Annotated in this window: 11 protein-coding genes; 5 read left to right on the top strand and 6 right to left on the bottom strand. The window is 65.3% G+C overall.

The window, feature by feature from the left end; translation table 11 throughout:
- From Q319_RS28835 to Q319_RS0120730, 5 genes are all read right to left on the bottom strand, one after another.
- The coding region (locus Q319_RS28835; protein WP_245619422.1) for a DUF6444 domain-containing protein at positions 1–222 on the bottom strand (222 nt) is incomplete at its 3' end.
- Positions 223–320: 98 nt separating this feature from the next.
- Positions 321–896, bottom strand: coding sequence for a DUF2726 domain-containing protein (locus tag Q319_RS0120715; protein WP_029484332.1), 576 nt, complete (start codon positions 894–896; stop codon positions 321–323).
- 112 nt (positions 897–1,008) lie between these two features.
- Positions 1,009–2,088 (bottom strand): sensor domain-containing diguanylate cyclase, encoded by a 1,080-nt coding sequence (locus Q319_RS0120720; RefSeq protein WP_029484333.1) that lies wholly within the window; start codon positions 2,086–2,088, stop codon positions 1,009–1,011.
- 427 nt (positions 2,089–2,515) lie between these two features.
- A complete protein-coding gene (locus Q319_RS0120725) occupies positions 2,516–3,466 on the bottom strand; it encodes an electron transfer flavoprotein subunit alpha/FixB family protein (RefSeq protein WP_029484334.1) in 951 nt (316 codons plus the stop codon).
- Positions 3,463–4,221 (bottom strand): electron transfer flavoprotein subunit beta/FixA family protein, encoded by a 759-nt coding sequence (locus tag Q319_RS0120730; protein WP_029484335.1) that lies wholly within the window; start codon positions 4,219–4,221, stop codon positions 3,463–3,465. The genes Q319_RS0120725 and Q319_RS0120730 overlap by 4 nt, the downstream gene beginning before the upstream one ends.
- A 300-nt stretch (positions 4,222–4,521) precedes the next feature.
- Between Q319_RS0120730 and Q319_RS0120735 the strand changes: the two genes are divergently transcribed.
- Complete coding sequence (locus tag Q319_RS0120735) at positions 4,522–5,181, top strand: hypothetical protein (RefSeq protein ID WP_029484336.1); 660 nt, start codon at positions 4,522–4,524, stop codon at positions 5,179–5,181.
- 38 nt (positions 5,182–5,219) lie between these two features.
- Here Q319_RS0120735 and Q319_RS0120740 read toward each other — a convergent pair whose 3' ends face one another.
- The gene (locus Q319_RS0120740; RefSeq protein ID WP_029484337.1) at positions 5,220–5,624 is read right to left on the bottom strand and encodes a carboxymuconolactone decarboxylase family protein; all 405 of its coding nucleotides are present in this window, start codon (positions 5,622–5,624) and stop codon (positions 5,220–5,222) included.
- A 229-nt stretch (positions 5,625–5,853) separates the two neighbouring features.
- Between Q319_RS0120740 and Q319_RS0120745 the strand changes: the two genes are divergently transcribed.
- The 4 genes from Q319_RS0120745 to radA all read left to right on the top strand — a co-directional run bounded on the left by Q319_RS0120745 (position 5,854) and on the right by radA (position 10,222).
- Entirely contained in the window at positions 5,854–8,091 is a 2,238-nt protein-coding gene (locus tag Q319_RS0120745; RefSeq protein ID WP_029484338.1) for an ATP-dependent Clp protease ATP-binding subunit, read from the top strand.
- Positions 8,092–8,165: 74 nt separating this feature from the next.
- Complete coding sequence (locus Q319_RS0120750) at positions 8,166–8,462, top strand: hypothetical protein (protein ID WP_162178685.1); 297 nt, start codon at positions 8,166–8,168, stop codon at positions 8,460–8,462.
- 66 nt (positions 8,463–8,528) lie between these two features.
- Complete coding sequence (locus Q319_RS0120755) at positions 8,529–8,861, top strand: DUF2087 domain-containing protein (RefSeq protein WP_029484340.1); 333 nt, start codon at positions 8,529–8,531, stop codon at positions 8,859–8,861.
- Between the two features lie 8 nt (positions 8,862–8,869).
- Positions 8,870–10,222 (top strand): DNA repair protein RadA, encoded by a 1,353-nt coding sequence (gene radA / locus Q319_RS0120760; RefSeq protein WP_029484341.1) that lies wholly within the window; start codon positions 8,870–8,872, stop codon positions 10,220–10,222.
- The last annotated feature ends 136 nt before the right edge of the window (positions 10,223–10,358 follow it).

Raw genomic sequence — 10,358 nt, forward strand, 5'->3', positions numbered from 1 at the left:
ATCAGGATGCTCACTCATTTTCAGCGTCTTGCCAGGGTGGCCGCGCTGTCCGCCAGAAGAGCAACCGCTCTTCTGGCGCTCACTCTTGGGAAGCCACGGTTTGTCCTGGCTGGGAGGCTGGCTAGAGGTTTTGCTGGTTTGCGCGAGCTGGGCTTCCAGATCTTGAACACGGGCGAGCAAGGCAGCAAACGCGAGTTGAAGCTGTGCCAGTTCAGCTCCCAGTCGTTTGCAGTTGGCGCAGTCGTTTTGAATGCGCCTACTCTACACTCGCCCGCTTCGCAAGTCCCCCTGCTGAGTAGTTACAAACCCCGATCTGGCATTCAGAACACCAGCTCGCGTTCGGCGGGCCGCAGGTGCTGCCACAGCAGCGCTTCCAGGCTGGCCTGCGTGTGGTCTTCCTCTGCGCGCAGGCGCAGCAGCAGCAGACCCGCGCTGCGAAAAGCCAGGTTCTTGGCTTCATCGCGGCGGTGCTGTTCGGTGTGGTTGGCGTTCCTGCCGCCCAGTTCGATGGCGGCCACTGGACGGTGGCCGTCCAGCACCACGATCAGAAAGTCGATGTGTTCGTCACGCAGGCTGGCAAGGGCGGCCTGCTGCGGGGGCAGGGCGGCGACGATCACGAACAGATCGTAGAGCCGCACGTTGGGAAAGGCCCGGTAACCGGGGGGCAAGGCCTGTTCCAGCGTGCGGAAGAACGCGCCCTCGCTGAGACTGAAAAATGGACTCCGGGTCTCGACGGCCAGATGCGGCGGCAGCGCGTCCACCGGCGGATCAGGAATGCCAGGAGGTGGCAGACGACTGGCCCGGCCCGGTGTGCTTCGTCTGCCCAGACAGAACCCAGCCGCCAGCAGCAGCGCGGCGGAGACACCGAGCAGCAGGCCAGACCCCAGGTGATCCATACCCGCAGCGTAGCCGGAGGGTCCTGACAGGGGCCTACCGAGCGGGCTGGATAAAGATTTACGGCGGCATCCCACGGGCCGAAGCCTACAGAGCAATCAGGTCTCCCGGCCCTCAGCCCAGGCCGTGTCCAAAGTCCAGGCCACCGTGCGCCACGTTTTCCACGGTCCGCTGCCGTTTGGCGCGGTACATCCGGGCGTCGGCCAGGGACAGCCACTCTTCAAGGCCCGCGCCGGGGGGCGGCTGGGCCACGCCGCCCTGAAGGCAGATGGGACCCAGACCGCCCGGCCACGCGGCGGTCCGCAACCCGTGATTCAGGCGCGTGGTCAGTTCGTCCAGTCGCTGGGCCGTGCCCCACACCAGCAGCGCGAACTCGTCCCCGCTCAGGCGGAAGGCCACGTCCGGGGTGGAAAAGACCTGACCCAGCACCTGTCCCAGAGTGACCAGCACCGCGTCACCCGTCTGGTGCCCGAAGGCGTCGTTGATCCGCTTGAATTCATGAACGTCAAGCATGACAAGATGCACTTCCTGGCCTTCCTGCCGGGCGGTGTCCAGGGCCAGGGGCACGTCGTGGGAGAAAGCCCGGCGGTTGAGCAGTCCCGTCAGCATGTCGGTGCGGGTCAGCCGTTCGAGTTCCTCGCGCAGATCGGCGTTCTCCAGGGCAATCGAAACGTGCTGGGCCAGCAGGTTCAGGAAGGCCAGATCGGTGTCGTCGAAGGCGTGGGTCTCATAACTCTGGACGGACAGCACCCCGGTCCGCACGCCCCGCACCTCCAGCGGCACGAACAGCATCGAGACGGTGGGCGGCCCGGTCACCTCGTCTTCCGCCTGAACGGTCAACATCACCTTGCCCTTGTCCATCACCCGCCGGAAGCGCACCGGATATTCGGTCAGGTAGGCGTCGATGTCAGGGATGGACAGCGCCTCGCCGTGCAACACCTGCTCGATGATGCCCTCGGGGTAGAAGGGCAACCGGTGGGAGTAGCGCCGCCGGTCCTCGTACACCTCCCACAACCAGTCGCCGCCGGGTTGCCGCAGCGCCAGCAGGGTGCTGTGGGCGTAAAAAAGCGTCCCGGCCTGCTGATGCACCGCCTGCACCACCGCGTCCACCCCGTGACTGTTGCGGGCCAGCGAGGCCAGCACCTGCACCAGTTGGTGGTAGCGCGCAAGCGGCGTTGTCTCGAATCTGATCATCGGCACACTCTGGCAGCGAGGAAGAACAGGGGGCGGACGTGGGGAACCTGGACCGAGTCTATACTTTCCCGTGACTCACAGCATCGGCGCTCCCTGGAGATTCTGCATGAGGGCCGGGGATGCCGGACGCCTCTCAGGCACTCCAGATACTGGAGCCGAAAATTTACAGAGCTATGTACCAGATCATGTCACATTGCGAGAACCGCTACAGTTTTTTATCCTCGTCAACCGCTGTTTGAACGAAGTGGGAAGCGACGCCCGGAGATGCCAGCATTGCATTTTGCAGGGCGAGGAGTTGCCCCACACCCAGGAATTCCCGCACGGAGGCCGGGCGTGAATCGCCAGGGGTGAACCTGCCCCGTTCTCTGATGCAGACAACGAAAAGGGCGGAGAAGCCACGCCTCTCCACCCCTGTCCCCTGCTCTGCCTACTTCTTGCTGGCGGCGATCAACGCTGGAACGATCAGATTTACATCGCCCACGATGCCGTAGTCGGCCACCTTGAAGATCGGCGCTTCGGCGTCCTTGTTGATGGCGATGATGTTCTTGCTCTTGCCCATGCCCGACAGGTGCTGCACCGCGCCGCTCACGCCCAGCGCGATGTACGCCTTGGGCTGCACGGTCTTGCCGGTCTGGCCCACCTGCTCGGCGTAGGGCCGCCAGCCCGCGTCCACCACGGCCCGAGTGGCACCCACGCCCGCGCCGATGTTGTCGGCCAGACCTTCCACGTACTGCGCGAAGTTCTCAGGGCTGCCCACACCGCGCCCGCCGGTCACGATCACTTCGGCTTCACTCAGGGCCACGCGGCTGGTCTTCTCCACGTTCTTGCCAGTAACTTCCGTACGGGGGGTGGGCAGCTCCAGCTCGATGTCGTACTGCTCGCCCGCCGCACCCGCCGGGGCTGCCGGGGCAAAACCGCCAGGTTTGACGGAAGCCACAATGATCGGCCCACTGGCCTCTACCGTCTCGGTCACGCGGGCCAGATAGGTGTAGCGCTGGGCCTGAAGGGCCTCGCCGCTGGCCGTCAGCTTGATGACGTCTTCCAGATACGGCGCATCCAGCTTCACGGCCACGCGTGGCGCGTATTCGCGGCCCGAACGGCTGCCGCCAATCAACACGGTGCTGGCCTCGCCTTCCTTCGCAATCTGGGTCACGGCGGCGGCCCAGACTTCGGGGTTGTACTGCGCCAGGGCGGGCAGATCGCCCACCAGCACCTGATCGGCCACGGCAGCGGCCTCAGTGGCCACTCCGGCCACGTCCTGCCCGAGAACGAGCAGAGTGATCGGTCCCTCGCGGCCACTGTCGCGGGCGGCAGTGACCATTTCCAGGGTGGCCTTGGCGAGTTTTCCGCCCGTGTGTTCAGCAACGACTAAGATCATGCCAGCACCTTCGCTTCGTTTCGCAGGAGTTCAAGGAGTTGTTCGGCGGCGGCCTGCGGATCCTTGCCGTCGATCATCTTGTTCAGGCGGGCGCGCGTCTGGATCTCTGCGCCCAGGTATTTCACGGACGGCTGCACGTTATAGCCCCCCAGATCATCCTTGCGGAGTTCCTTTTTCTTGGCCTTCATGATGTTGGGCAGCGTGGGATAGCGCGGCTCGTTCAGGCCCTGCTGCGCGGTCACCACGGCAGGCAGGCTGACTTTAAAGCCCTCGTTGCCGTCGTCCACATCGTGGCGTCCGGTCAGGGTGTCGCCGTCAACCTTCAGCTCGTTGGTCCAGGTCAGTTGCGGCCAGCCCAGGCGCTCGGCGCTGGCGGCTCCCAGGGCCTGAGAATCCCAGTCGGCTTCCTGGCCGCCCAGCAGGATCAGGTCCGTGCCCTCGCTGCCCGCTACCTGCGCCACGATCTTGCTCAGGCTCACGGCATCAAAACGTTCATCGGTCTCGATGTGGATGGCACGGTCCACACCCATCGCCAGCGCGGTCCGCAGGGCGTCCTCCACCTTCTTGGGGCCAATCGCCAGCGCCACGATTTCCTCCACGTTCGCGCTTTCGCGCAGGCGCAGGGCTTCTTCCACGCCGTACTCGTCCATGCCGTCGATGACCAGCGTGGTGCCGTCCAGATCGACGCGGTCACCGCTGACTTTCACGCGTGCCTCGGCGTCGGGAACCTGTCTTACAAGGGTCAAGATTTTCATGCAACCTCCAGAGGGGTGGGTGTGGGGGCGATTTACGATGCGCGCCCAGCAATAAAATTAAACTCGGTCCAAGTTTAGCAGCATCTCTGTACACAGGGGGAACACAGGAGAAGTGGACAGAAGAATACGGCACCTGGGGGCCTCTATTTTGAAGCAGCCGGGCAGCGTCCGGGTGGGGAAAGGGTACAAACAACCCCAGAGGCGTTCCTGAGGCAGAGACACCCAAACGCCGCCGCTTCCTAAACCCGTCGTCAACCAGAGCATGAGGCGCTCTCATGTTGAGAGCCGAGGCTGGACCCCATGAAGAAGCTGATCTCCCTGACCATTCTTGCTGCCGCCGCGACGGCTGGCGCACAGTCTTTCAACAACCTCGAACTCGGCCTGACCGGTGGCTACGCGGGCGGCCTGAGCGGCGAAGTTTTCGTTCATGCCCCCAACGTGGTTGGTCCCGTGGGCGTCAAGGTGGGCGTGGCCTACACCCGCCCCGGCGACGCGATCAACGACGCCAGCCCGGAACTGCCCGGCATCTCCGGCCCCAACGAGACCTTCGGTGCCGCCAAGCAGGCCGGACGGGCCACTGAGTCCGGCAGACAGACCGTGGTTTCTGTGGACGGCACCTACGGCCTGGGTGAAGTGGCCCCTGGCGTGGACACCATGGTCTACGGCGGTGCCCGCTACGGCATGTTCAAGTCCACCGAGGACTACGGCAGCAGCGGCAGCACCACCTATTCCAGCAACGCGTTTGGTATCGGTGCGGGTGCGATGGCCAGCTACGCCCTGACCGGCAACCTGAGCCTGGTGGGCGATCTGGGCGCGGACTACTTCTTTAAGAGCGCCATCACCACCAGCAAGGGCGACACCATCGCCACCAACGACGGCAGCTACTCGGCCTTCGACAGCCGTGTTATTCGTCCCGGCACCAGCTTCAAGGCCCGTCTGGGCGTCAAGTACATGTTCTAAAGCAGATCAATCTGAGGGGTGGACAGGCTGCGGCCCGTTCACCCCTTTTTCTTGTTCTTCTCCTGGCCGTCCAGGTAAGTCTTTAGCACCTCGAATCCGGCCACTGTACGCGGGAATCCCAGGTACGGCACACACAGCATCAACGCGCCGCGTACCTCGGCTTCCGTCGCTCCGGCGTTCATTGCGCCGCGCAGGTGGGTCCGCAGTTCCGGCGGGCTGCCCAGCGAGACCAGCAGGGCACAGGCGATCAGTTCCTGCGTCTTCAGGTCCAGCGCCGACTGCTCATACACGGTGTCGTAGGCAAAATTCTGGATGTGGGCGGCCAGATCGGTGTCCAGTCCCTGCAACCGTTCGATGATCCGGTCATGCTGGGAGCCGAAAATCACTCTTCTGGCGCGGTTTTCGGGCTGGGCTGGTGGGGTGCCGTGTCCATCGTCGTTCATGGGGTCAAGGGTACGGGGCGCGGGGCGAAAGAAGCGAGTCAGGTGGGGGGGCTTACAGTACAGAGGGTCAAGAACGTAAGTTTAGGCGCGTCTGGCGCATGGGGGATGCTCTAAACTCAGACCTGTTCACCCACTCCACCAGTCCACTTCCTCCCCTTACCCTCACCCGCTTTCTGCGTTCTGAACGAGCCACGCGCGCATGTGCGATTTCGCCCCCTGGGGGTCTTCCATGAACCGATATGACGACCGCGCCCGACTCGTGTTCCACTATGCCCGCGAGGAAGGCAACCGCCTGGGCCACGCGATGGTTGGCCCCGAACATCTGCTGCTGGGCCTGATGCGCGAGGGCGGCACTGCCGCCACCATCCTGACCGAATTCGGGGCCAGCCTGGACGGCCTGCGCCGCCGCGTCGAGGAAATCATCGGGCGCGGCGAGGGCAACCGCCTGAACGACGCCCCCAGCATCACGCCGCGCGCCCGCCGGGTGATGGAACTCGCCAGTTCCGAGGCCCGTAGCCTGGGCGCACAGGTGACCAGCACCGAACACATCCTGCTGGGCATCATCCGCGAGGGCGACGGCGTGGCCTTCCGCATCTTGCAGGAGCTGACCAAGGATGTGGACACCATCCGCTGGCGCATTCTGGCGCAGGGCGAGAACGGTGGCGGCAAGCCTGCCAAGCCCGTGGCGACCCCCTTTCTGGACGAGTATGGCCGTGACCTGACCAAGTGGGCGCGCGAGGGCAAACTGGACCCGGTGATCGGGCGCAGCGAGGAAATTCGCCGCGTCACGCAGATTCTGACCCGCCGCACCAAGAACAATCCGGTGCTGATCGGTGATCCCGGCGTGGGCAAGACCGCCATTGTGGAGGGGCTGGCCCTCGCCATCGTCGAGAAGCGCACGCCACCCAACCTGCACGGCATCCGCCTGATCAGCCTGGACCTGTCCGGCGTGGTGGCCGGGACCAAGTACCGGGGCGAGTTCGAGGAACGCCTGCGCCAGATCATCGAGGAGTTGCGCAACGCCAAGGTGATGGCCTTTATCGACGAGCTGCACACCCTGGTGGGTGCGGGCGGCGCCGAAGGCACCCTGGACGCGGCCAATATCCTCAAACCCGCGCTGAGCCGGGGCGAGATTCAGGTGATCGGCGCGACGACGACGGGCGAGTACCACCGTTACATCGAGAAGGACGCCGCTCTGGAACGCCGCTTCCAGCCGGTCATCGTGCTGGAACCCAGCCCCGCCGAGACCTTGCAGATTCTGCGCGGCCTGCGACCCAAGTACGAGGAACACCACGGCGTGCAGATTCCTGATGCCGCTCTGGAACTGGCCGTCCGTATCGGCGAGCGCTCCCTGCCGGGGCGCAACTTCCCCGACAAGGCCATCGACCTGATCGACGAGGCCGCCAGCCGCGTGCGCCTGAACATGAGCATCGATCTGCCCGTGGCCGAGAACGAGGACGGCGAACCCTACGTGACCCGCGAGGACATCGAGAGCGTGATCAACTCGATGGGCGGCATCTACAGCGAGGAAACCGCCGAGCACCTCGGGGATCTGGAGGCCAGCCTGGAAGATCAGGTGTACGGCCAGCCCGACGCCATCAAGGCCCTCAGTTCCGCGCTGCGCCGCGCCCGCGTGGGCCTGGGCGGACGTACCCGCGTGGCGGCCAGCTTCCTGTTCGTCGGCCCCAGCGGTGTGGGCAAGACGCATCTGGCGCGGGCATTGTCGCGCAGCCTGTTCCACTCCGAGCGCTCGTTGATCCGGGTGGACATGTCCGAATTTCAGGAAAGCCACAGCATCAGCAAGCTGATCGGCTCCCCCCCCGGCTACGTGGGCTACGAGCAGGGCGGACGCCTGACCGAGGCCGTGCGCCGCCAGCCGTTCAGCGTGATCCTGCTCGACGAGATCGAGAAGGCGCACCCGGACGTGTACAACACCTTCTTGCAGGTGCTGGACGATGGCCGCCTGACCGATGGCCTGGGCCGCGCGGTGGACTTCCGGCGCACCATCATCATCATGACCAGCAACACTGGCTTCAACGTCGGACCTACTGTTGGCTTTAGCCCAGTGACCCCCGACAACAACGCCCCGCTGCGCCAGATCTTCACCCCGGAGTTCCTGGACCGTCTGGACGACGTGATCCGCTTCAGGCCGCTGGGCGAGCCGGAACTGGTGCGCGTGGCCCAGCAACTGATGGGCGAGATGACCGAGGAACTGGCCAGCCGCGAGCTGAATGTCACCTTCGATCCGGCGATTGCCTCGTGGTTGGTGGGCAAACTCAAGGCCCGCAGCCCCAAGCACGCCGTGGGCAGCTCCCGCCAGCTCCGCACGCTGGTGCGCGAGGAAATCGAGGACCCGCTGTCCCTGGAACTGATCAGCCGCGACGGCGATCAGGTGCGCGTGGTCCTGACCGACGCGGGCCTGCAATTCGAGCGCGGAACGACGGCCCCACCACAGATCCTGGCGTAAGGAACCCCTCACCCAACCCTCTCCCCACGGAGAGGGCTTTTTTGTTTTTGCCCCGCCCATCATCTTGATCCAACATGCTGAAAGAGTCCTGCCAGACGGCGCGCGGCAGAGTGGGAACGAAGGCGAGTTGCCCGGCCCTCAAAGGACTGTTCCCCTTGGATTTCGTCATGTGCCTGAAAACCTCTGCGCTGGCCGGGGGCCGTGAACATCTGCTCATTGGCGCGGCCTGGACCGTGTGTATCGCCTCGTTAGGCTACGGCCTTCAGCGCAGGCTCGCCCAGCGAATCACCATCAGTGTCCTGATCGTTTTCGGCCTGCTGCTGCTGCTGGGCAGCGTGTACGTGGATTGCCTGAAGCCCTCGCTGTTGTAGAGCGCCCCCGCCGATTTGTGGCTCCCTGCCCGCTGCCGCCTGCCCCCAGCGGTTAGCATGGAAGGTATGACGAAAAGCATCTCCGACTTTCAGGACGACCACGGACGCATCATCGCCTGGCCCAGCAAACGCCGCCGCGTTCACCAGATGGCCATTCTGGATTACCTGACCGGCCTGTTCGAGCCGGGCGTGTCTTACAACCAGGGCCAGGTAGAACGCGTCCTGGCCGACCACAGCACCCTGGAAGACCCCTCGGTCCTGCTGACCGAACTGCTGGACAGCGAGTACCTGACCACCGCCGACGGCGCGTACTGGCGCGCGGACGGGCGGCCCGGCGTGAGCGCGGAGACCTCCGAGCCATCCGGCACGCCAGAGATCAGCGTCAGCAAAAGTGGCTGAACTCCAAGATGGCTAGGGTCACCACCAAATATGTCTGCAACAGTTGCGGCTACACCTCGGCCAAACCGCTGGGCCGCTGCCCGAACTGTCAGGCGTGGAACTCCTTTGAGGAAGAAGTGCCCACGGTCACGGGTGGTAAAACGCGCGGCGGCGGGGCCGGGGGCTACGGCGGCATTTCCGGCGGCAAGCTCACGCCGCTGTCCACCGTGGGGCGGCGCGAGGAACCACGCATGTCGTCGGGCATTTCAGAGGTGGACCGGGTGCTGGGCGGCGGGCTGGTGGCCGGGGGCGTCACCCTGATCGGCGGCGAACCGGGCATCGGCAAGAGTACGCTGCTGCTTCAGGTGGCCGACAGCGTGGCGCGGGCGGGCGGCACCGTGCTGTACGTGGCGGGCGAGGAATCGCTGGAGCAGATTCGCCTACGGGCAGACCGGCTGGGGGTCACCGCCGATATCCAGCTCACGCGTGACACCCGCGCCGAACACATCGCCGCCCTGATGAACGAACACCGCCCCGTGCTGTGCATCGTGGACAGCATCCAGACCGTGACCGTGGAGGGCGAGGGTGCGCCCGGCGGCGTGGCGCAGGTCCGCGACGGCACCTCCATGCTCACGCGCGCGGCCAAGGAAACGGGCACGGCCACCGTGCTGGTGGGGCACGTCACCAAGGACGGCACCGTGGCCGGGCCGAAGGTGATGGAACATATCGTGGACACCACGGTGTTTCTGGAAACGGTGGGGGCATTCCGCCTCCTTCGCAGCGTCAAGAACCGCTTCGGGCAGGCCGGGGAACTGGGCGTCTTCGAGATGCGCGGCGAGGGATTGATCGCCGTGGAAAATCCCAGCGCCGCCTTCCTGGCCGAGCGTCCGGTGGGCGTGCCCGGCAGCGTGGTGGCCGCCACCGTGGACGGGCAGCGTCCCATGCTGCTGGAAGTGCAGGCGCTGGCCAGCAAGACGCCCTACCCCAACGCCCGCCGCGTGGTGGTGGGTCTGGACCCGCGCCGGGTGGATGTGGTCCTGGCCGTGCTGGAGCGCCGCCTGGACCTGACCCTGGGCGGTCTGGACATCTACGTGAATCTGGCGGGCGGCCTGAAAGTTCCCGATCCGGGCCTGGATCTGGCCGTGGCCCTGGCGGTCTACAGCGCCGTGGTGGGCCGCGCCCTACCCGCGAACGTGGCGGTGTTCGGTGAGGTGGGGCTGGCTGGAGAGGTCCGCAGCACGGTGGCCTCCCAGCGCCGCGCCGAGGAAGCGGGCCGCGCCGGATATAAACGGCTGATCGTGCCGCCGGGGCTGGCGGGCCACGCGGGCGTCAAGAGCGTGGAGGAAGCGGTGGGCGTGGTGTGGCAGACGGCAAAGGCGTGAGCATCAAAACAGCCCTCTGAACGTGAGCAAAAGCGCGGCGGCATCGTAACTACTCAGCGCGAGAAGTCGGGCATGAGGATGTCACCGCGAAATACACTCACGAGGCCCTGCCAGACATGTATGCCCTGCTTGCGAA

Origin of the sequence: Deinococcus marmoris DSM 12784 (genome assembly GCF_000701405.1) — a bacterium.
Lineage (GTDB): Bacteria > Deinococcota > Deinococci > Deinococcales > Deinococcaceae > Deinococcus > Deinococcus marmoris.

Bases quoted from the DNA above. Each gene is read 5' to 3' on its own strand.
- Q319_RS0120715 (WP_029484332.1), bottom strand. From the start codon at position 896: ATGGATCACCTGGGGTCTGGCCTGCTGCTCGGTGTCTCCGCCGCGCTG.
- Q319_RS0120720 (WP_029484333.1), bottom strand. From the start codon at position 2,088: ATGATCAGATTCGAGACAACGCCGCTTGCGCGCTACCACCAACTGGTG.
- Q319_RS0120725 (WP_029484334.1), bottom strand. From the start codon at position 3,466: ATGATCTTAGTCGTTGCTGAACACACGGGCGGAAAACTCGCCAAGGCC.
- Q319_RS0120730 (WP_029484335.1), bottom strand. From the start codon at position 4,221: ATGAAAATCTTGACCCTTGTAAGACAGGTTCCCGACGCCGAGGCACGC.
- Q319_RS0120735 (WP_029484336.1), top strand. From the start codon at position 4,522: ATGAAGAAGCTGATCTCCCTGACCATTCTTGCTGCCGCCGCGACGGCT.
- Q319_RS0120740 (WP_029484337.1), bottom strand. From the start codon at position 5,624: ATGAACGACGATGGACACGGCACCCCACCAGCCCAGCCCGAAAACCGC.
- Q319_RS0120745 (WP_029484338.1), top strand. From the start codon at position 5,854: ATGAACCGATATGACGACCGCGCCCGACTCGTGTTCCACTATGCCCGC.
- Q319_RS0120750 (WP_162178685.1), top strand. From the start codon at position 8,166: ATGCTGAAAGAGTCCTGCCAGACGGCGCGCGGCAGAGTGGGAACGAAG.
- Q319_RS0120755 (WP_029484340.1), top strand. From the start codon at position 8,529: ATGACGAAAAGCATCTCCGACTTTCAGGACGACCACGGACGCATCATC.
- radA (WP_029484341.1), top strand. From the start codon at position 8,870: ATGGCTAGGGTCACCACCAAATATGTCTGCAACAGTTGCGGCTACACC.